This window comes from Sphaerospermopsis torques-reginae ITEP-024 (assembly GCF_019598945.1).
In the GTDB taxonomy this organism is placed as follows: Bacteria; Cyanobacteriota; Cyanobacteriia; order Cyanobacteriales; family Nostocaceae; genus Sphaerospermopsis.
In genome coordinates this window covers 982307-1003721 of sequence record NZ_CP080598.1, presented here as the reverse complement: position 1 = coordinate 1003721, position 21415 = coordinate 982307, and the positions used below count along the sequence as shown (strand labels likewise).

16 protein-coding genes and 1 tRNA gene are annotated in these 21415 nt (G+C 38.0%); 10 read left to right on the top strand and 7 right to left on the bottom strand.

Annotation, left to right across the window (positions count from 1 at the left end):
• Nucleotides 1-14: 14 nt before the first annotated feature.
• Nucleotides 15-275, bottom strand: coding sequence for a MoaD/ThiS family protein (locus K2F26_RS04685; protein ID WP_194056599.1), 261 nt, complete (start codon nucleotides 273-275; stop codon nucleotides 15-17).
• A gap of 76 nt (nucleotides 276-351) precedes the next feature.
• Here K2F26_RS04685 and K2F26_RS04680 point away from each other — a divergent pair, with 76 nt between their 5' ends.
• On the top strand, nucleotides 352-1680 hold the full coding sequence (locus tag K2F26_RS04680; RefSeq protein WP_220610539.1) for an aromatic ring-hydroxylating dioxygenase subunit alpha: 1329 nt from the start codon (nucleotides 352-354) through the stop codon (nucleotides 1678-1680).
• A gap of 62 nt (nucleotides 1681-1742) precedes the next feature.
• Here the strand turns inward: K2F26_RS04680 and K2F26_RS04675 are convergent, their stop codons facing one another.
• From K2F26_RS04675 to K2F26_RS04660, 4 genes are all read right to left on the bottom strand, one after another.
• A complete protein-coding gene (locus K2F26_RS04675) occupies nucleotides 1743-2357 on the bottom strand; it encodes a J domain-containing protein (RefSeq protein ID WP_220610538.1) in 615 nt (204 codons plus the stop codon).
• Nucleotides 2358-2452: 95 nt separating this feature from the next.
• A complete protein-coding gene (locus K2F26_RS04670; protein WP_096571907.1) occupies nucleotides 2453-3046 on the bottom strand; it encodes an ATP-dependent Clp protease proteolytic subunit in 594 nt (197 codons plus the stop codon).
• A gap of 341 nt (nucleotides 3047-3387) precedes the next feature.
• A complete protein-coding gene (locus K2F26_RS04665; protein ID WP_187041865.1) occupies nucleotides 3388-4050 on the bottom strand; it encodes an ATP-dependent Clp protease proteolytic subunit in 663 nt (220 codons plus the stop codon).
• A gap of 86 nt (nucleotides 4051-4136) precedes the next feature.
• A tRNA-Pro gene (locus tag K2F26_RS04660) sits at nucleotides 4137-4210 on the bottom strand.
• A gap of 125 nt (nucleotides 4211-4335) precedes the next feature.
• Between K2F26_RS04660 and lipA the strand changes: the two genes are divergently transcribed.
• The 4 genes from lipA to K2F26_RS04640 all read left to right on the top strand — a co-directional run bounded on the left by lipA (nucleotide 4336) and on the right by K2F26_RS04640 (nucleotide 8934).
• On the top strand, nucleotides 4336-5205 hold the full coding sequence (gene lipA, locus K2F26_RS04655; RefSeq protein WP_220610537.1) for a lipoyl synthase: 870 nt from the start codon (nucleotides 4336-4338) through the stop codon (nucleotides 5203-5205).
• Between the two features lie 143 nt (nucleotides 5206-5348).
• Entirely contained in the window at nucleotides 5349-6272 is a 924-nt protein-coding gene (locus K2F26_RS04650; protein ID WP_220610536.1) for an NAD(P)H-dependent glycerol-3-phosphate dehydrogenase, read from the top strand.
• A gap of 738 nt (nucleotides 6273-7010) precedes the next feature.
• Nucleotides 7011-8261 carry an RNA polymerase sigma factor SigC gene (gene sigC / locus K2F26_RS04645; protein WP_220610535.1) on the top strand — a complete coding sequence of 417 codons (1251 nt, stop codon included), beginning with the start codon at nucleotides 7011-7013 and terminating at the stop codon, nucleotides 8259-8261.
• 217 nt (nucleotides 8262-8478) lie between these two features.
• Nucleotides 8479-8934, top strand: coding sequence for a Fur family transcriptional regulator (locus K2F26_RS04640; protein ID WP_194057250.1), 456 nt, complete (start codon nucleotides 8479-8481; stop codon nucleotides 8932-8934).
• A gap of 271 nt (nucleotides 8935-9205) precedes the next feature.
• On the opposite strand, the gene cobN is transcribed toward K2F26_RS04640, so the two are convergent.
• A complete protein-coding gene (cobN, locus tag K2F26_RS04635; RefSeq protein ID WP_220610534.1) occupies nucleotides 9206-13060 on the bottom strand; it encodes a cobaltochelatase subunit CobN in 3855 nt (1284 codons plus the stop codon).
• A gap of 215 nt (nucleotides 13061-13275) precedes the next feature.
• Here cobN and K2F26_RS04630 point away from each other — a divergent pair, with 215 nt between their 5' ends.
• Together K2F26_RS04630 and K2F26_RS04625 are read left to right on the top strand one after the other, a co-directional pair.
• The gene (locus K2F26_RS04630) at nucleotides 13276-15237 is read left to right on the top strand and encodes a GAF domain-containing sensor histidine kinase (RefSeq protein ID WP_220610533.1); all 1962 of its coding nucleotides are present in this window, start codon (nucleotides 13276-13278) and stop codon (nucleotides 15235-15237) included.
• 88 nt (nucleotides 15238-15325) lie between these two features.
• Nucleotides 15326-16006 carry an N-acetylmannosamine-6-phosphate 2-epimerase gene (locus tag K2F26_RS04625; RefSeq protein ID WP_220610532.1) on the top strand — a complete coding sequence of 227 codons (681 nt, stop codon included), beginning with the start codon at nucleotides 15326-15328 and terminating at the stop codon, nucleotides 16004-16006.
• Nucleotides 16007-16373: 367 nt separating this feature from the next.
• On the opposite strand, the gene K2F26_RS04620 is transcribed toward K2F26_RS04625, so the two are convergent.
• Nucleotides 16374-16613, bottom strand: coding sequence for a hypothetical protein (locus K2F26_RS04620; RefSeq protein ID WP_220610531.1), 240 nt, complete (start codon nucleotides 16611-16613; stop codon nucleotides 16374-16376).
• A 71-nt stretch (nucleotides 16614-16684) separates the two neighbouring features.
• Here K2F26_RS04620 and K2F26_RS04615 point away from each other — a divergent pair, with 71 nt between their 5' ends.
• From K2F26_RS04615 to K2F26_RS04605, 3 genes are all read left to right on the top strand, one after another.
• Entirely contained in the window at nucleotides 16685-17290 is a 606-nt protein-coding gene (locus tag K2F26_RS04615) for a DUF3318 domain-containing protein (protein WP_220611776.1), read from the top strand.
• 130 nt (nucleotides 17291-17420) lie between these two features.
• Nucleotides 17421-17759 carry a carbon dioxide-concentrating mechanism protein CcmK gene (locus K2F26_RS04610; protein ID WP_246605518.1) on the top strand — a complete coding sequence of 113 codons (339 nt, stop codon included), beginning with the start codon at nucleotides 17421-17423 and terminating at the stop codon, nucleotides 17757-17759.
• Nucleotides 17760-17956: 197 nt separating this feature from the next.
• On the top strand, nucleotides 17957-21211 hold the full coding sequence (locus tag K2F26_RS04605) for a type ISP restriction/modification enzyme (protein ID WP_220610530.1): 3255 nt from the start codon (nucleotides 17957-17959) through the stop codon (nucleotides 21209-21211).
• Nucleotides 21212-21415: the final 204 nt, after the last annotated feature.

The window sequence follows — 21415 nt, the reverse complement described above, 5'->3', positions numbered from 1 at the left end:
CTTCCCCTACCCCTTCAACCTCCACTAACGGGGGGAATAAGTACGACTTCATCACTATCTTTGAGAGGGGTGTCGGGTGCAACAAAGATCAAATTAATGCCATAGCGGGTAACATCACGCCATTGGTTCAGTTCTGGGTGTTCTGATATGAGGCGATCGCATACAGCTTTGACTGGTGTACCATGAGGAAATTCCAGCACCAATTCCGAAAGTCCATAAGCTTCTTGATAAGCAGCGAACAATTTAACGGTTACAGAAATTACAGATTCAGAAATTACAGATTCAGACATACAATAATTGTTCTCAAATTTTTTTCACGCCCTGGTTAATTGAATTATTACAAGAAATAGAATGCAAGCCGAATTTAACTTTTTTCAGCACTGGTATCCTCTTTCACCAATTGAAGACCTTGATCCACAACGTCCCATCCCGGTAACATTGTTAGGAATACGCTTAGTAATTTGGAAACCCAGATCATCTGCAAATTACCGGGTATTTTTAGATCAATGTCCTCACCGTTTAGCACCTTTAAGCGAAGGTCGTATTGATGACAAAACAGGTAATCTAATGTGTAGTTATCATGGTTGGCAATTTGATGATCAAGGTATCTGTACTCACATTCCCCAAGCGGAAAATCCCGAAATTGTAGCTAAAAATCAAGAAAATTTCTGTGTCCTTTCTTTACCAGTACGTCAGGAAAATGACTTACTTTGGGTGTGGCCAGATGCAAAAACCCCGGAACTAGCAGCAAAGACACCTTTACCTTTATCACTACAAATAGACGCTAGTAAAGGATTTGTTTGGACTTCTATAGTCCGTGATTTAGAGTATGATTGGCAGACATTAGTAGAAAATGTAGCTGATCCTAGTCATGTTCCTTTTGCTCATCATGGAGTACAAGGTAATCGAGACAAAGCACAACCCATACCTATGAATATAATTAAATCAACCATTGATTTAATTGAAGTTTCTATTCCCAGAGGTTTACCAACAACAATCACTTTTGAACCACCTTGTCGTTTAGAATATGCGATTAGTCTAGGTCAGACAGAAAAGAAATTAGGACTGATAGTTTATTGTGTACCTGTATCTCCAGGAAAATCGAGAATTGTCGGTCAATTTAGTCGTAATTTTGCGAAAACATTTCATTATTTAACACCCCGTTGGTGGGATCATATCACTAATAGAAATGTAGTGTTAGATGGTGATATGATTTTGTTAAATCAGCAAGAATATTTATTGCAACAAAAACAATCTAGTGAAAGTTGGAAAAAAGCCTATAAACTACCTACCAGTGCAGATAGGTTAGTAATTGAATTTAGGACTTGGTTTGATAAATATTGTCAAGGTAAACTACCTTGGGAAGAGGTAGGAATTAAGGATACAGAAAGTAAAATCAATGATAATCGTCTGGTGATGTTGGATCGTTATCAACAACATACTCAACATTGTAGCAGTTGTAGAACCACAGTTAAAAATTTAGAACGTTTACAAATAGGACTTTTAGCTTATTTTGTCATAGTTGTATCTGGGGTGGCAATTCTTCCTGATGCTTTCTGTCTAAAAGTGGGTTTACCATTAATAATTACAGCACTTTTGGGCATGGGAATTTACGCCTGGTTGAAACTTTGGCTGATTCCTAAATTCTACTTTGTAGATTATATTCATGCTGATAAATAATTCAAAACTCCTGACTCCTGACTCCTGACTCCTGACTCCTGACTCCTGACTCCTGCTATAAATTAAAACTTAATCCCTAACCGTTCAAAATCGCGCTGGACTTCGTTAAACAGAGCTTTATTGTGGGGGTCTGTCTTAATAGCTTTTTTCAGATAAATTCTGGCTTTTGGTAGTTGTTTTTGGGCAATTAACGCCCGTCCCCAGATTTGATAAGATATAGCTTGCCATTGTTTTACTTCTATATCTCCTGGTAATCTAGCGGCTAAAGCTTCAACCAGAGCGATCGCTTGGGGAAAACGTTTTTCTTGTAAAAACCGCTGCAACTGTTCATAAGTCTTCCACTTTAACCGCTGTTCTATATCCTCTACCGTAGGTGGATGTGGCATCACCGTTGTTGTTGATACTGACGGTTGGGATGCTACCTGGGTAGAACTATCCTCAAACACTGATGAAGGGGATGAACTATGTGATTTTATGGCTATTTCCTCTGGCGGTACTACCGTTTGTAGGAATTTATAAGCCTCCGTCAAGGCAATAAATTTTTCTTTACACTTTTCATCATCTGGGTTGAGATCGGGATGATATTGCTGTACCAGTCGGCGGTAGGACGCTTTAATGTCAGCAAAAGAAGCTCCTGACCTTAACCCCAATAAACGGTAGCAATCTCCGATATCCATGTTGCTTTACTCCGATTCAAAATTCAAAATCAAAAATTCAAAGTTAAGATGCTTTTGAATTTTTAACCTTGAATTTTGAATATATTTTGCGCTGTTTAGATGCGTTCTTCAATCACACGGTCAATTAAACCATATTCCTTGGCTTCTTGAGCAGACATGAAGAAATCCCGATCCATGTCTTTTTCAATTTTAGACAAAGCTTGACCAGTGTTATTAGCATAAATCTGATTCAACTGGCTACGAATTCGCAGAATCTCTCTAGCTTCAATTTCAATATCAGAAGCTTGTCCGCGAGTACCGCCAGAAGGTTGGTGAATCATGATCCGGGAGTGAGGTAAAGCTAAACGTTTACCTTTAGTACCAGCAGCTAATAAGAAAGATCCCATTGAAGCAGCTAAACCAACGCAAATAGTGACAACATCAGATTTGATGTGTTGCATGGTGTCATAAATTGCCAAACCAGATGTCACCATTCCACCAGGGGAATTGATGTACAAATAAATATCTTTACCTGGATCATCAGAATCCAAATAAAGCATAACGGCAATAATTTGGTTAGCAATTTCATCATCTACATCTCTTCCGAGGAAAATAATTCTTTCCCGGTAGAGACGGTCATAAATGCTAATCCAATCTGTATATTGTCCTCCGGGCATCCGGTAAGGAACTTTTGGCACGCCTATAGGCATTTTTACGACTCCGTTGGTAATTTGTCAGTGGTCAGTGATGATTAGTTATTAATAACCTACAGTAGCAAGAAAAAACAAAGCTGATATGTGTCAAGTTAAATTAAAAATGGCTTATCTGTTGGCTGCCACACCCGCCCAGAACTGATAGCGTAGCGTGGCGTAAGCCATAGTTCCGGGCTAATAGCCAAAGTTTACTGAAGTAAACTTTGGATTTCTCAGGTTTTTTAGTCATCTTTAGATGACTTCTGCTATTAGACTGGGAATTCATTCCCAGTCGGGATATCGGTTTTACCTTAGGTTGACACTGGTGAGCTTTGTGCTTTCCCCTGACAACTGACCAGTTAAAGCACACTTGCAGGAAGTGGGGGGTTGGCGAGTTCTTCTTTTTCAAACACGCGGTCTATTAAACCGTATTCCTTGGCTTGGTAAGGAGTCATGTAGAATAGACGATCCATGTCTTTGGTGATTTTTTCTGGTGCTTGTCCTGTGGTGCGTGACAGAATATCCACCATTGAAGCTTTATTCGCCAAAACTTCTTTAGCTCGAATTTGAATATCTGTAGCTTGCCCTTGGGCGTAACTCTTGGGCTGATGCAAGATAATACTAGAGTTAGGTAAACTCGCACGACAACCTTTTGTCCCAGCACTCAACAACATGGCAGCCATACCCATTGCCGAACCAATACAAATGGTGTGGATGGGAGGTTTAATGTATTTCATGGTGTCATAGATAGCGAAGGCTTCGGTTTCAAAACCGATAGGTTCGCCACTGTAACCAGATGTTCCAGTAGAGTTGATATAGATTTTAATGGGTTTTTCTGGGTCGTCGGATTGTAAAAATAGTAGTTCAGCGATGATCAATTCTGTAACCGCAGGAACTAATGGCATTCCCAGATAAACTATTCTCTCCTTTAACAGCAGAGAAGGTAAGTCTGGGGGTGGTGTGCGGTAGGAATTTTCGCCGTAATAGGCAGCTTGTACAGCTTTGATGGGGAAATGTTCCATAGAATCTCAATCGCCTGAAACTATGCCGTTAACTGTATTACATCCTAGCGCGATCGCAAAATAATTAAAGGGTGTGGACATAAAAATCGGGATGACTGGATTCGAACCAGCGGCCCCTTCGTCCCGAACGAAGTGCGCTACCAAGCTGCGCTACATCCCGTAAAAAAAATATGCTTATCAAGACCAGTATATCATAACCATAGCCAAATAAAAAAACAAAATATTTTATAAAGGACTTTGCTTGCTAGGATTATATTTGTATAACTTCAGTAAACAAAGCGGATTGTGACTGTAAAACCAGACTGGTTGCGGGTAAAAGCACCGCAGTGGGAGCGCGTTGGTAACGTTAAAGAAATTTTACGGGATTTAGCCCTGAATACAGTTTGTGAAGAAGCATCCTGTCCCAACATTGGCGAATGTTTCAACGCTGGAACTGCTACATTTTTAATTATGGGTCCAGCCTGTACCAGAGCTTGTCCTTACTGTGATATTGACTTTGAGAAAAAACCCAAATCCTTAGATCCCACCGAACCCGCAAGACTCGCGGAAGCTGTTCGCCGAATGCAGCTAAATCACGTCGTGATTACTTCCGTGAACAGAGATGATTTAGCAGATGGTGGCGCATCCCAGTTTGTCAAGTGTATTAACGCAGTTCGTGAAGTATCCCCCAAAACAACCATTGAAGTGCTAATTCCTGATTTATGCGGAAACTGGGATGCACTAGAAATCATACTCCAGGCTAAACCAGAAGTCACAAACCATAATACGGAAACCGTCCCACGTTTGTATCGTCGAGTACGTCCCCAAGGTGACTATCAAAGAACGATGGTTCTGTTAGAACGTACTCACCAAATTTGCCCTAGCACCTACACCAAATCTGGTATCATGGTCGGCTTAGGTGAAACAGATGCCGAAGTTCGCCAAGTCATGCAAGATTTACGATCAGTAAAATGTGATATTTTGACCATTGGGCAATACCTCCAACCCAGTCAAAAACATCTGCAAGTTACTGATTTTATTACTCCTGAACAATTTGCAGCTTGGCAAGCTTATGGAGAAGAAATCGGATTTTTACAAGTTGTTTCTTCACCCTTGACAAGAAGCTCCTATCATGCTGAACAAGTCAGGGAATTAATGAAACACTATCCCAGATAGGGGACTGGGGAAGAAAATTTTAGATTTTAGATTTTAGATTGGAATTGACACAAACAATCCAAAATCCAAAATCCTTTCATTGAATTACCGATTACCCATTACCAATTACCCATTACCAATTACCAATTACCAACCAATTACCAATGACTAAAACGATCGCTATTTTAGGTGCAGGTGCTTGGGGTACAACCCTGGCAAATTTAGCGCGGGTAAATGGTCATGAGGTGCGTTTATGGTCACGCCAGGGTGATCTTTCCTTAGAAGATGTTGTTAAAAATGCCGAAATAGTCCTATCCGCTATTTCCATGAAAGGTGTACAGGATGTAGCTTTATTGGTTAAATCTTGTCAAGTATCTCCACATACAATATTTGTCACCGCTACCAAAGGTTTAGATGCGAAAACAACCCGTACACCTTCCCAAATTTGGCAAACCGAATTTCCTGATCATTCCGTAGTTGTCCTTTCTGGTCCAAATTTATCTCAAGAAATTTCCCAGGGTTTACCCGCTGCTACCGTAGTAGCCAGCAAAAATACCGCTGCTGCCCAAGTCGTGCAACAAATCTTTTCTTCTGGACGTTTTCGTGTGTATACTAACTCTGATCCGGTAGGTGTGGAACTAGGTGGTACACTCAAAAACGTGATGGCGATCGCATCTGGTGTCTGTGATGGTTTGCATTTGGGAACTAATGCCAAAGCAGCTTTAGTAACTCGCGGCTTGACAGAAATCATTCGTATTGGTAAGGTTTTGGGCGCAAAAACGGAAACTTTTTATGGTTTATCCGGTCTAGGAGATTTGTTAGCCACCTGCAACAGCCCCTTAAGCCGTAATTATCAAGTCGGCTATCAGTTGGCCAGTGGAAAAACGCTGACAGAAATTCTCGCCTCTTTACCGGGAACCGCTGAAGGTGTAAACACTTGTCAAGTTTTGATGCAAATATCCCAGCAGCAAAATATTACTATGCCTATTACTGAGCAGGTTTATCGGTTATTGGAAACTCAAGTTACACCCAAACAGGCATTAGATGAACTCATGTTAAGAGATACTAAGCCAGAATATCACCAATAAATTAATGGCTTGCACCATGCTCCACTATAAGCATTATTTCGTAACTCACATCTGCTAATTACCAAATAATCACTAAAGAAATTGTTAAATCGTCAGGAAACTACTTCCCCCGTCATGTAAATATAACTATGTAGTTTATCAACAGCAAAATTACTAGGGATAGAATTGTACATAGTTATGAAAATAACCGTAAATATTCCTAGAACATCTCAGTTAACTAAGTCAGTGATTACCGCATAAAGCAGGTCAATGAAGTCAACAATTGATGTACTTTTTATTTACTTTCCCTATGTACCAAGAAGGTTTGACTGCTATACAGACGTTCGGCCTTAGAGAAGTTCCACCAGAACATCTCTACATACCGCTACTGTGTTTCCAGCCTGGCTGTAGCTAGAAACGGCTATGAGTTCAATCAAAAACCTACAGTCACCAAAAAAATTCGGTAAAAGTGTATCCCTAAGTGCGTTAAAGAATCTAATTTTATACCATTAATAAATTTGGTTGTAGCTTGGGCAGGGTAAGTTGAGTTGTGTACTAGCGAATTATATTCGCCACCTACTTTTCAGACAGCCCCGCAGAATTAGTACAATCTTGCTTCTGCAAAGAATTGTACCGCAAAGTTCAATTGTGTTATTTGATCGTGAATTACGGGAACAATAGCAACAGTTGATGATCTGACCGTAATTTTAGCGATTTTAGCTGACCCTAATCTATTAGTACCTTCACAATTAAGACATTATGCCCGCAACATCTTTTCACACAGATGCAGCCTACAATTCCCAACAGTCTAACCTAACATTAGACTCTGATCTCAATATTGATGAGGGTGATTTGTCGTTAGATGATCTGCAAGATATAGAAATAGCTGCTGTTGATCCTCAGAACTTAGCTGCAAATACCAATCGTCGTAGTACAGACCTAGTACGTTTATACCTTCAAGAAATTGGCCGAGTACGCTTATTAGGAAGGGATGAAGAAGTTTCTGAAGCTCAAAAAGTGCAGCGTTATTTGCGGATGCGGATCGTACTTGCTAACGCAGCAAAACAAGGTGACGCTGTAATTGCCCCTTATCTGAAGTTAATAGAAGTTCAGGAGCGTTTAGTATCAGAACTAGGACATCGCCCCTCATTGGAAAGATGGGCTAATACTGCTGGTATCAAATTAGCGGATCTCAAACCTACATTATCAGAAGGCAAACGTCGTTGGGCAGAAATTGCCAAGTTGACAGTGGAAGAACTTGATGAAATTCAATCTCAAGGACTTCAAGCCAAAGAACACATGATCAAGGCTAACTTGCGCCTTGTGGTATCTGTTGCCAAAAAGTATCAAAATCGTGGCTTGGAATTATTAGATTTAGTGCAAGAAGGTACTTTAGGATTAGAACGAGCAGTAGAGAAATTTGATCCGACAAAGGGTTATCGTTTTAGTACCTATGCTTATTGGTGGATACGTCAAGGAATAACCAGAGCGATCGCCACTTCTAGCCGGACAATTCGCCTTCCTGTTCATATTACTGAAAAACTCAACAAAATCAAAAAAGCACAACGGAAAATTGCTCAAGAAAAAGGTCGTACACCTACTTTAGAAGATTTAGCACTTGAACTAGATATGACACCTACCCAAGTGCGGGAAGTATTGTTGCGTGTACCCCGTTCTGTTTCACTAGAAACCAAAGTCGGAAAAGACAAAGACACCGAGTTAGGGGAATTATTAGAAACTGATAGCGTTACCCCAGAAGAAATGTTAATGCGAGAATCTTTACATAAAGATTTGCAGCATTTACTAGCAGATTTAACCACCCGTGAACGTGAAGTTATTCTCATGCGGTTTGGTTTATCCGATGGACATCCCTATTCATTAGCCGAAATAGGACGTGCTTTAGACTTATCCAGAGAACGGGTAAGACAAATAGAATCCAAAGCCTTACAAAAACTTCGCCAACCCAAGCGCCGTAACCTCGTCCGCGACTATTTGGAGTCTTTAAGTTAGATGAGGGAACAGGGAACAGGGAACAGGGAACAGTAAGAAGGCAAGAGGCAAGAGGCAAGAGGCAAGAGGCAAGAGTTTCTTCTTACCAATTACCCATTACCAATTACCCATTACCCATTACCAACTAACAAATATTCTCAATAAGTTAGGATTGTTGCAAATTGCTCCCAACATTTGTTATATTCTCAATTAACAGGCTTTGTTGAGAAAATTTAGTATGACTGTCTACACAACTGGTTCACTTAAGGCAGAACTAAACGACCGAGGCTGGCGTTTAACTCCCCAAAGGGAAACAATTTTACATATTTTTCAAGAACTTCCCCAAGGTGAACATTTAAGCGCCGAGGATCTTTATCATCGTCTAGAAACTGATGGTGAGGGTATCAGTTTATCAACCATCTATCGCACCCTCAAGTTAATGTCCAGGATGGGAATTTTACGGGAACTAGAGTTGGGTGAAGGACATAAACACTATGAAATTAACCAACCCTACCCCCATCACCATCATCATCTGATTTGTGTTCGTTGTAATACTACAATTGAATTCAAAAACGATTCAATTTTGAAAATCGGTGCAAAAACAGCCCAAAAAGAAGGTTATCACTTATTAGATTGTCAATTAACTATTCATGCTGTTTGTCCCAAATGCCAACGGGCATTAATGCCACTTTAGCTAATGTGTCAGGAGTCAGAATATTTGATTAATCAGCAGATGAATCAATAAGTGATTTTTGATGTAAATCTGAAAAAGCTGATTGCTGAATACTTACGCTAATTTGATGATAGATGATCTGATAATCTGTGGTGATCGGAGGCAGGTAAATTAGTGGGGGAATCTTTCTGCATTGTCGAAGCGGAAGTATAAAAGCTTCCGCTTTTGGCATATTAGAAGGCAGGAGGCAGGAGACAGGAGGTAAATATTTCACCCCTACACCCCTAAACCCTTATTTTTCCTCTATTGCTGCTTCTGCTTCATGTACTAGATTTCTTAAATTTTCCAAAGTTTCTAAATTCACATCTTGCCATAAACCCCGTTGGTTGGCTTCTAACAACCTTTCAGCTATATCACGTAAAGCCCAAGGGTTTTTGTGGTGAATAAATTCACAAACTACGGGATCTTGTAAATAATTATCTACAATTCCTTGATACATAAAATCTTCCACACATTGGGCGGTGGCATCGTAGGCAAATAAAAAATCTACCGTTGCTGCCATTTCAAACGCGCCCTTGTAACCATGACGCATTACACCTTCTATCCATTTGGGGTTAACCACACGGGAACGATAAACCCTGGTAATTTCTTCTTTGAGTTTACGGACTTTGGGTTGAGATGTATTGGCATTGTCGCCAAAATAGGTTTCGGGGTTTTTTCCTTGGAGAGAACGAACCGCAGCAGTTAAACCACCTTGAAATTGATAATAGTCGTCAGAATCAAGTAAATCATGTTCTCGATTATCTTGATTATGTAGGACAACTTGCATTTGTTTTAAACGTTGTTCAAATACTTCTTGAGAGGTGACAGGTGACAGGTGACAGGTGACAGTATTATTATTTTCTGTTCCCTGTTCCCTGTTCCCTGTTCCCTTGTAAGCGTAGGAACTCCAATTAATATAAGCTTGGGCTAAATCTTGATCAGTTTGCCAGTTTTGGGAAGAAATTAAACCTTGAAGTCCAGCACCATAAGCACCGGGTTTAGAACCAAAAACCCGATAAAGCGATCGCTCTTTGGCATCTTCTAAACTTAAACCTTGTTGTGTCCATAAATCAATATCTTGCTTCACCGCACCTACTAACGGGTTTTCCTCTTCTGGTTCATCTAAACTGGCAACTGCTTCCACCGCTTGAGAAAATAGATCAATTAAATTAGGAAAAGCATCACGGAAAAATCCCGAAATTCTCAAAGTGACATCAACACGGGGACGACCTAAAATTGATAAAGGTAGAATTTCAAAATCTACTACTCTTCTAGCTGCACCATCCCAAACCGGTTGTACACCAAGTAAAGCTAAAGCTTCCGCAATATCATCTCCTCCGGTTCTCATGGTAGAAGTTCCCCAAACTGATAAACCCAGAGTTTTGGGATATTCTCCATGTTCTTGAGTGTAGGTTTCAATGAGATTTTCTGCGGCTTTTCTGCCCACATCCCAAGCGGTTTCTGTCGGAATAGCGCGAATATCTACAGCATAGAAATTTTTACCCGTGGGGAGAACTTCTGGCCTTCCTCTTGTCGGTGCGCCAGATGCAGCACTGGGGACGTATTTACCATCAAGTCCTTTGAGTAAGTTGGTAATTTCTTGGGTTGTGTTTTTTAATGCTGGGAGAAGTTTTGATTCTATCCAGTTAAGGACTTTCTTTACTGTTCCCTGTTCCCTGTTCCCTGTTCCCTGTAATAGTTTTTCAACTAAAAAAGCGGCTTCTTCTTCTAATAGTTCAATAACATCGCCGTGGGTACGACAGGAGTTAATTGGCACGCAGAGACGCAGAGGCGCAGAGAGATTTTGAGGAGGGGTGAAGGGGGTGGTGTATTCTGTTGTTAAAGGATCGAAATCTAAACCCCAATCTTCTGCGATCGCACGGGTGATTCCGATAGAATTACGGTTGGGAATACGGGCGATCGCAATGATTAAATCTCTTAGTTGTCTACCTTGGGGAACTTGTCCGAAAATGTGTAAACCGTCTCTAATTTGCGCTTCTTTGAGTTCGCACAAATAACCATCTAAGGAGTTTAAAATTAAACTTTCAAAGTTTACAATGTCTTTTTCGTCGGTGATACCTAAATCTTTGTAGAGATTTTCTTTGATGACTAATTCTTGAATGCGATCGCGTAATGTGGGTAAACGAGAAGGATCTAATGTTTCTGCTTCGTAATATTCATCAATTAAATTTTCTACCTGTTGTAATGCTCCATATAATTCCGCCCGTGTCATGGGTGGTGTAAGATGGTCAATGATTACTGCTTGGGAACGACGTTTAGCTTGTGAACCTTCACCTGGATCATTAACAATAAAAGGATATAAATGAGGCATTGGACCAAAGGCTATTTCAGGATAACAAGTATTAGATAAAGCCACACTTTTACCTGGTAGCCATTCTAAATTGCCATGTTTTCCGACATGAACGATCGCATCACTGCCAAAAATTTCTCTCACCCAATAATAAAAAGCTAAATAATTGTGAGTTGGTTCTAAATCTGGTGCATGATAATTTAAACTCGGATCATTTTCATAACCTCTTGATGGTTGAATACCTACAAAAACATTACCAAATTGAATCCCAGAAATCGGAAATTGGTGATTGGTAATTGGTAATTGGTGATTGGTGATTGGGTTATTTATTTCCCCATCTCCCCATCTTTCAATTATTCCCTTTTGTACAGGTGCGGGTAATGTGGAAAAATACCTTTGGTATTCTTCTACAGAAAGACTTTGGTTGACTGGTTTCCAATCTTTTCCTTCTGGGTCATTGGTAACACCAGCAGTTAAAATTTTAATTAACTCATCACCATCTGCGGGGATATCGCCCACATCATAACCAGCCGATTTTAAAGCCTTGAGGATTTCTACACAACTAGCAGGAGTATCCAAACCTACGCCATTAGCCAGCCTACCATTAGTGTTGGGGTAATTTGCTAAAATTAGAGCTAGATGACGTTCTGAGGGCATTTTATGGCGTAATCGGACCCAATTTGCAGCCAGTTGGGCAACAAAATCAATGCGATCGCTCACTGGTTCATAAACCACTACATCAGTTTCTAGGTCATCATTGCGAGTTTGCCAACTTTTAAAAGAAACCGCCCTAGTAATAATCCGCCCGTCTACCTCTGGTAAAGCCACATTCATGGCCATATCACGAGGTGTTAAACCCTGTAACTGTGCTTCCCACTGTTCCACAGAACTAGCGCAAAGAATCACCTGTAACACCGGCACATCTAATTTTTCCCACAGTTCAATTTGCGGTGTTTCCGTCTCTAAACGTGCTAGAGAAAAACTGGTAGTGTTTAATAACAAACTTATAGGTTCAGAATCTTCAGGTTGAAAAAATTTGATCAACTCATCAGTTACACCCGGTTCACGTAAAGAAGAAACAAAAATCGGTACTGGTTGTAAATTTTTTTCTCTCAAAGCAGTACATAAAGCCTCAATCACCTTAGTATTTCCCGCTAAATAATGGGCGCGGTAGAATAAAATACCTATTTTAGAAGGTGACAGGTGACAGGTAACAGGTGACAGTGTAAAAGAAGTAGAAGAAAACTTGCCTTTATACATTCCCACACGGGGAACAGGTTGTGGTGGTGGGGGGTTGAATGTGGTTAATAGGGAAATATCAGCGATAAAAAGTAGAGCATTGAGGAAATTTTCTATACCACCTTCCCGGAAATACTGCCATACTTGGTTAACAAGTTCAGTTGAAATAGTTGATTTTGATATTAAATCTGGATCAAGAGCGTCGTCTCCAGGCATTACAATTAGAGTTATGCCATTACTTGCGGCAATTTCCTGCACCACTTTCAAACCATACGCCCAATAGGAACTTCCTCCTAAAAGGCGCAAAACAATTACTTGAGCAAGTTCTAAAACTTGTTCACCATAAGTATCAATGCTGATTTGTTGCTGTAGTTGCAGCAGGTTGGCAACTCTAATTTGAGGAAATTCAGCAGGTAATTTTGGTACTGTTGCTGCTAAAGTTTGAATGTCGGTGTCAGCAGCAGTAATCAAAACGAAAGGGGCTGGGGTTTGTTCTAGAAAAACTAAACCGTCTGACTGATTCCATCCGCCTGGTGTGGCACTTATACGATGCATAATTTTCTATTAGTACCTTAAACTGTTGATTAGTACACAATCACAAAAAACCAGGAAAAATCCTGCAAGTCCTACGAACAGGCTACGACGATGGGAAGATAGGGAGATGGGAAGATGGTGAGATGGGGTGGTAAATAACCCCATTACCCATTACCCGTTACCCATTCCCCATTACCCTACTTAGGTATTCAGCCCATCTCATTAGAATTTTGAAAATGCTTAGTTCTCCCGATTTGAGCTTTTCTCGAACCTTGCCTTTAAGTATATTTAATCGGCTTGGTGAGTTGTTGCACCAGATGGCTCAAGCAATAGGCAGTGCTGCTTTGGTACTTACAGAAGCTGTGCTGGCGCGGATTCTCATTCCTGTTGAGTGGCAACAACAACGGTTTACGCTTGTAGTTTCTGAGCGATTTAGTGCGCTGTTGTTAGGCAAAATAGAAGCAGGGGAGGAGGGAAGTAGGGTAGCACAGAAGGAAGATGTTACCTTAGATTCCTTAAATGCTAGTTTGACATTTAATTCCCAAGCGATCGCTGCTTTTGTCTCTAATTTAAGAAATTTATTTGAGTCTCATTCTTACACTTACAAAAACATCACACAATATCAACAAGTTCTTGCTCCTAATGATGCAACGCTGCAAAGTAAATTTACTTTATTGTTATTGGAATATCTTCTCCCACTGGTTAACAATGAGGTAAAAACACCTACAGTTTCCATTCGTCCAGAGGGTTTTAGTTGTAAACTTGTAGAAGATGCTCTCACAAAACAAATTGCCCAAGAACGGCTGTTAAATCAGGTAACAACGCAAATCCGTAAAAGTTTAGATTTGCCTGTAATTATGGACACGGCAATTACTCAAGTACGTGAGTTTTTGGAATTAGATAGATTAGTCATCTATAAATTTTTGTCATCTCCAGATAATACGCAAAACACATCTCTTAACTGTCAATATTTAGCACCTACTGTAATCAACTCTAAACTTACAGAACAAGACTGTCAACAGTATGGGGGTTGCGTAGTATATGAATCTCTAGGACAAGATTCTATTACCTCTGTTTTGAATTTGCAAGAAGAAAACTGTCTGAATCGAAATTCTGGATCTTGGGAAAAATATCACCAAGGTTTTACTTTAGCAGTAGATGATGTAGAAAAAACCTATTCCCTAGAAGATTGTTTATTGAATTTTTTAAGGAAGAATAAAATTAGGGCGAAGTTGGCAGCCCCGATTATTTTTGAAGATAAACTTTGGGGTTTATTAATTGCTCATCAATGTCATACTCCTCGTCATTGGAGTGAAAGTGAAAAAAGCTTGTTGTCATCAGTTGCAGAACAGTTAGCTATAGCTATTCATCAATCTGAATTAATGGGTTCTTTGCGAGAAGCTACACGCACTTTGACTCAAGAAAAACAAACTTTAGAACAACGAGTAATTGAACGAACAATGGCACTGCGAGAAGCACTTTTAGCAGCAGAAGCAGCCAGTCGTCTCCGCAGTGAATTTCTCGCTACTATCAGCCATGAATTATTAACTCCTTTAACTTATGTTATTGGGATGTCTTCTACATTATTGCGCTGGCCTTTGGGTGAGTTGAGTCAAAGACAACGGGATTATTTACAAACTATCCATGACAGCGGAGAACATTTATTGGAAATGATTAAAGATATCCTCGATTTATCTCAGATTGAGGCGGGGAAAACAGTATTAAATATTTCTGAATTTTCTTTAGTGAAGTCAGCAGAAAAGATATTAGACTCTTTATTAGAAAAAGCAACCAGTAAAAAAGTTACTTTGAAACTTGATTTACAAATTAATCCTACCAGTGATATTTTTCAAGCTGATTCTGGAAGAATAGAACAAATTCTTTGGAATTTATTAACTAATGCTATTAAGTTCACCCCAGAAGGTGGTAATGTCACGTTACGTCTATGGGTAGAAGAAAATACCGCTGTATTTCAAATAGAAGATACTGGAATTGGTATACCAGAAGAAAAATTACCATTACTGTTTGAGAAATTTCAACAACTTGATACTCCCTATCGTCGTCGCTATGAAGGTACAGGAGTTGGTTTAGCTTTAACTAAACAACTGGTAGAACTTCATCGGGGTCGAATTGAAGTAGAATCAACTGTAGGTATGGGTTCAATTTTTACTGTTTGGATACCAAAACAACTAAAATAATTGATAATTGATAATTGATAATTTGGAATTCAAAAAACTCCAATTACCAATTACCAATTACCAATTACCAATTACCTCAACATCAAACATGATTAATTTAGAAAAAGGTTTAATTGTTTCCTGTCAAGCACCTGTAGACTCACCATTACATGATCCTTATGTTATTGCCGCAATGGCACAAGCAGCAGTTAATAATGGTGCTGTAGCTGTGAGAATTGACACACCCAATCATATCAAAGCCGTGCGGGAAAAAGTCAATGTACCAATTATTGGGCTATGGAAACAAGTAATAGCAGGTTCTGATGTATATATTACCCCCCAGTTTCATCATGCTGTAGCAGTGGCTGAAGCTGGTGCTGATATTATTGCTATAGATGCAACTACTAGATATCGTCCTGGTGATGAAAAATTAATTGATATTATTACCCGTATTCATCAAGAATTAGGTAAACCAGTCATGGCAGATGTGGATACATTTGCTTCTGCAAAATTAGCTGTTGACGCAGGTGCTGATATTGTTGGTACTACTCTTTTTGGGTACACTGCGGAAACTAAAAATTTTACTCCTCCTGGTTGGGAACTTCTGACACAGATAGTAGAAAAATTAGATACCTTTGTTATTTGTGAAGGTGGTATTTCTTCCCCAAATGAGGCAAAAAAAGCCTTGAATTTAGTAGGTGCTGATGCAGTTGTAGTTGGTACTGCAATTACTGGTATTGATTTGCAAGTTAAAGCTTATGTAGGGGTTGCTGAGAAAGTCTTGTCGTGATGACAGGTGACAGGTGACAGGTGACAGGTGACAGTTTCAAGAGTTGGATAGGAACGATTTTTCCTTTGAGTAGGAATTAAATGCAAGGTTTTTAAGTTTCCACCCCGTAAAAGCTTGCACTTTTTTAACTTCCAGCAGGCTAAGACCCTTTACCTGTAATCTTTTCATGTTTATTCAGCAAGCCCTATGTAGAAGAGGTAGGGGCAACCCCCTGTGGTTGCCCTCTTGAGTCAGGAGTCAGAAGTTAGGTGAAAAATAAAGACTTTGCGTCTTTGCTCCTTTGTGTCTACCCCTGCGGGATCTCCTAACGGAGATGGCGCGAAACTTGAGAATAGGGAGCATATCCCGCTGATGCGGGATTCAAAATCTAGATGAGTTTGCTGGGAGGTTTGCGATCGCTACTCCAAGCCCACCAAGCACAACCACAATGACAAAGGTAAAATTCTTGCCATTTGCGACGATTTTCTGGTGTTGTCACAGGCGATCGCCTATTTAACCAAACTTGTACTGCTTCTCTACTGCTAGAGTGACATTTAGGACAGCAAAATTCATAAGCGTGAACTGCTTGATCTGTCCATTCTGGTGGTGTGGGAGCAAAAGCGTCCATATAAATATTTTCAGTAAAGTTTTAGTAGTAAATTAATATACATAATAATATTATCTCTAATAATGAAAATGATAGAGCCAAATATTGAAATTCGCCGTTTGTTAGATGTCATGCCAGCTTCTGGGCGGATGATGACGAAAATCGTCAGTAAACCAGAACAAAGTCAAGTCATAGATGCCGCTTTTCCCTTACCCTGGAGTCAGGATAGACCAATATATATTAATTTTGATCTTTGGCGACGCTTGACAAAACCACAGCGAGATTTATTACTGTTACATCAGGTAAGTTGGTTAACAGGGGTGAAGTGGATACAACCAAACATTTATCAAGGAGTATTTTTAGCAGGGTTATTAGGTGGAGTAGTGGAAGTTTCTCAGTCTGATGTGATAGGTGTAATTATATCTGGGGGATTAAGTGCTTTAGCTGGGGTGCGAATCTGGCGCATGAATCAATCCCAAGCATCACAATTAAAAGCCGATAAAACAGCCGTTTTTATCGCCCAAAGACGGGGTTATTCAGAAGCAGAAGCTGCCCAACATTTGTTAACTGCTATTGAAACAGTAGCAAAAATTGAAGGGCGTTCTGGTTTAGATTTTAATGAATTAATTCGTTGTCAAAATTTAAGAGCGATCGCTGGTTTATCACCTGTAGGTATTCCAGAAAACTATAGTATGTGACAGGGAACAGGTGACAGGTGACAGTGTGAAAATTCTTTGGGAATTGAGGTTTTATTAATGGTTTACGCCAATTTGAGCTAACAAAATTTGAGCTAACAAAATTTGAGCTAACAATAGGAGGAAAACAACATTGACATTAGCATTAGGCATGATAGAAGTATATGGTGTTCCCACAGCAGTGGAAGCAGCAGACGCAATGTGTAAAGCTGCTAGAATCACATTTGTAGGTTATGAAAATACAGATTTAGGCAGAATTACAATTTTAATTCGTGGTGATGTGGCTGAAGTGAAAATGGCAGTTACTCAAGGATTAGAATCTGTTGTAAAAGTCAATGGTGGTGAGATACTTTCCCATCACATTATTCCTCGTCCCCATGAAAATTTAGAATGTGTTTTACCAATTTATCAAAGTTCTAGGATTAACCAATTTAATTCAGATATCCGTTTTCCTCCCCCATTAAGTAATTAATTAAGTTTTTTACATAAATCCTTTTTTGACTTGGGGACAGTTTTTTCTCACGCAGAGAACGCAGAGAGAGGAATTGTTATTTTTTAATAAGATTTTATCAAAATTGAAAAAAATGTTATAAAAATATCTTTATGTCCAGATCCTCGACTTCTTTACGAAGTCTGGGATCTATATCCACTTATTTAGTTCATCAGATTATGTCAGATTTTAATAATTACATCCAAGATTTACAAGAAAAGATTAAACATGGTGGTGAACGTAGTCATTACTCTAGTTTAGAACGTTTGATTGAGGGTTTAATTATTGGTGTTAATGTCATAGTTGAAGAAAAAGGTAATCAAGCTGGTATTCCTGATCTGACTATCAGAAAAAATGACAGGGTTGTGGGATATATTGAAGCTAAATATGTTACTATTGATATTAGTAAGTTAGATAAATATGAACAAATTAAACGTTATTTGGAATCTAATATTGGTTATAATTTTATATTAACAAATTATCTAGATTTTCGTTGGTATGTAGATGGTGAATGTGAAAAAATAGCTAAATTAGCTAATATCAAAGACAATGAAATTTCTTTGGTTGATGATTTACAACCGATTACGGAATTATTACAAGCATTTATTAATCAAAAAGCTAAAGATATTAATAACTATTATGATTTAGCTAAAGCAATGGCAACTTATACTAAAACTATCAGAAATGCTATTGAATCATCTTTGATTATTGAAACAACAACTGATGAATTAAAGGAATTAAAAGAAACTTTTAAAAAATTACTACTTTTAGATATAGATAACGCTAGTTTTGCGGATATGTACGCCCAAACTATTGCTTATGGTTTATTTACTGCAAAGATAAATCATGCACAAAACCCAGGAAATTTTGTTTTTAACCGCACCAATGCTAGTATTTATATTACTGAAAAAATACCTTTTTTAAAAGGATTTTTCGATATAGTAATTAATGCTAATGGTGCTAATAGTGTTAGTAAAATTCACAAATCAATTGAAAATTTAATAGAATTATTTAACACAATAGATATGACCAATATTTTAGAAAATTTTGGTCGAGAAACGCGAACAGAAGATCCAGTTTTGCATTTTTATGAAACATTTTTAGCAGCTTATCAAGCATCATTAAGAAAAAGTCGCGGTGTTTATTATACTCCTGAACCTGTAGTTAATTTTATTGTGCGTGCAGTTAATGATATTTTAATTGATAGAAATATTTTTGATTTAGAATACGGGTTAGGTAATAGACGAGTAACAATTCTTGATCCTGCAACGGGAACAGGGACATTTTTATATGCAGTCATTAAACAAATGCGTGATAATGTTGCTAAATATGGTGTTGATAGATGGAATCTGTGGTTAAAAGATGCAGAAGTTTTAAATCGTTTATTTGGATTTGAATTATTAATGACTGCTTATACAATAGCACATTTAAAATTAGGTTTATTATTAGCAGATTTTAAATATGAGTTTGCACCGGATGAAAGGTTAAAAATATATTTAACTAATGCTTTGGAAGAAGGGATCAAACAAGGTGATTTAATTCCTGGAATTACTCAAATTATAGCAGAAGAATCTAGTCAAGCTGCAAATGTGAAAACAGAAATTCCCATTATGGTAGTATTGGGTAATCCTCCCTATTCCGTGAGTTCACAAAATGCGAGTAAACGCAAGAGAATTTTAAATCAAGATGAGAAATATTTAGCAGATGTGGAATATACGGGTTTGGTGTGGAATAGAGTTTTGAAAAATGGTAAAGCTGGGAAAACAGTTACAGAATTAACCCATATTGGGGAACTTTTAGAATTATATAAAGGTAGGGTGAGATTAGAAGGTGAGAAAAATATTCAACCTTTAGATGATGATTATATTAAATTTATTCGGTTTGCACAACATCAAATTCAAAAAACTCCTCAAGGTTATGGAATTATCGGTTTTATTACTAATCATTCCTATATTAATGGTTTGATTCACCGAGGAATGAGAGAGGAGTTATTGAAATATTTTGATACTTTATATATCATGGATTTACATGGTAATTCTTTACTGAAAGAAACTGCACCAGATGGTGGTATTGATGAAAATGTTTTTGATATTCAGCAAGGGGTAGCGATTTTAATTGCTGTCAGGGAAAAAAGCGCACCTGATTATTTTTCTACTGCTTATAAATCTAGAGATGGGGTGAAGGAGTTAGCGCAGGTTTTTTATTATGATTTGTGGGGATGTCGGGAGGATAAATATAATTTTTTAGAGTCTACAAGTTTAGATAATGTTAATTGGATAGAGGTGATACCTACAGCACCTAATTACTTTTTTGCACCGAAAAATTTTGATTTAGCTACAGAATATAATCAAGGTTGGAGTATTACAGATATTTTTCCTGTAAATTCAACAGGAGTTAAGACTCATCGAGATCATTTTGTTATAGATTTTGAGTTGGAAGAACTACGTAAAAGAATAGAAGATTTTAGAGATTTAGATATAACAGATGATAATTTAGCTAATATTTATGATCTGCGAGATACTCGTGATTGGAAAATTAGTATCAAAAGAAAATTATTATCTAGTAATCCAGATTGGATGAATTATTTTACTACTTGTTTATATCGTCCCTTTGATACAAGGTTTTACTATCATCATCAGGATGTTGTAGAGTTAACTAGAAATGAAATTATGCAGAATGTAGATAAATTAAATAATATTGGTTTAATTTTATGTCGTCAACAGTCTCAATCTGGAGAATGGAGTTTAGTGAGTGTTTCTGATCAAATTATAGAATGTTGCGCTATTTCTAATAAAACTAGAGAAACTAATTATTTATTTCTCCTGTATACATACCCAAATACAGATAATGATCAAACAAATCTTTTTATAGAAAAAACTGCTAATTTATCTCCTAAATTTTTAGCAGCGATTAAAAACAAACTTGGTAAAACACCTACACCAGAACAAATATTTTACTATGCTTACGCTATTTTTCATAGTCCTACTTATCGCAGTCGATATGCAGAGTTTCTCAAAATAGATTTTCCCCGTCTTCCTTTAACCAGTAATCAAAGTTTATTTACTGCTTTAGTAACTAAAGGAGAAGCATTAGTTAATTTACATTTAATGAAATCTGAGAGACTTGAAAACTTAATTACAACATATCAGGAAATAGGAGATAATCAAATTACTGAAGTTACATATCATTCAGAATTACAGAGAGTTTATATTAATAAACAGAATTATTTTACAGATATTCCTCAACATATTTGGGAATTTAAGATTGGTGGATATCAAGTTTTAGATAAATGGTTAAAAGATAGAAAAAACGCTAAACGCAAATTATCAGATGAGGAAATTATCCATTATCAAAAAATTGTGGTTGCGTTAACTGAAACTTTACGTATTATGGGAGAAGTTGATAAAATTATTCCTGGGTTTCCTATTGATTAAATGAGGTTTTTGTCAGAATCAGGATATCCAGGATTTGAGGATTTTCAGGATTTTTATTTGGATGTTTTGATGATGATTGAGAGATTTTATTTGTCAGAATCAGGATATCCAGGATTAAAGGATTTTCAGGATTTTTATTTGGATGTTTTGATGATGATTGAGAGATTTTTTTGTCAGAATCAGGATATCCAGAATTTGAGGATT

Excerpts from the sequence above, each read along its gene's own strand:
- K2F26_RS04625 (WP_220610532.1), top strand. The coding sequence starts at position 15,326 with ATGATTAATTTAGAAAAAGGTTTAATTGTTTCCTGTCAAGCACCTGTA.
- K2F26_RS04605 (WP_220610530.1), top strand. The coding sequence starts at position 17,957 with ATGTCAGATTTTAATAATTACATCCAAGATTTACAAGAAAAGATTAAA.
- K2F26_RS04670 (WP_096571907.1), bottom strand. The coding sequence starts at position 3,046 with ATGCCTATAGGCGTGCCAAAAGTTCCTTACCGGATGCCCGGAGGACAA.
- K2F26_RS04650 (WP_220610536.1), top strand. The coding sequence starts at position 5,349 with ATGACTAAAACGATCGCTATTTTAGGTGCAGGTGCTTGGGGTACAACC.
- cobN (WP_220610534.1), bottom strand. The coding sequence starts at position 13,060 with ATGCATCGTATAAGTGCCACACCAGGCGGATGGAATCAGTCAGACGGT.
- K2F26_RS04675 (WP_220610538.1), bottom strand. The coding sequence starts at position 2,357 with ATGGATATCGGAGATTGCTACCGTTTATTGGGGTTAAGGTCAGGAGCT.
- K2F26_RS04630 (WP_220610533.1), top strand. The coding sequence starts at position 13,276 with ATGCTTAGTTCTCCCGATTTGAGCTTTTCTCGAACCTTGCCTTTAAGT.
- K2F26_RS04680 (WP_220610539.1), top strand. The coding sequence starts at position 352 with ATGCAAGCCGAATTTAACTTTTTTCAGCACTGGTATCCTCTTTCACCA.
- K2F26_RS04640 (WP_194057250.1), top strand. The coding sequence starts at position 8,479 with ATGACTGTCTACACAACTGGTTCACTTAAGGCAGAACTAAACGACCGA.
- sigC (WP_220610535.1), top strand. The coding sequence starts at position 7,011 with ATGCCCGCAACATCTTTTCACACAGATGCAGCCTACAATTCCCAACAG.
- K2F26_RS04665 (WP_187041865.1), bottom strand. The coding sequence starts at position 4,050 with ATGGAACATTTCCCCATCAAAGCTGTACAAGCTGCCTATTACGGCGAA.
- K2F26_RS04620 (WP_220610531.1), bottom strand. The coding sequence starts at position 16,613 with ATGGACGCTTTTGCTCCCACACCACCAGAATGGACAGATCAAGCAGTT.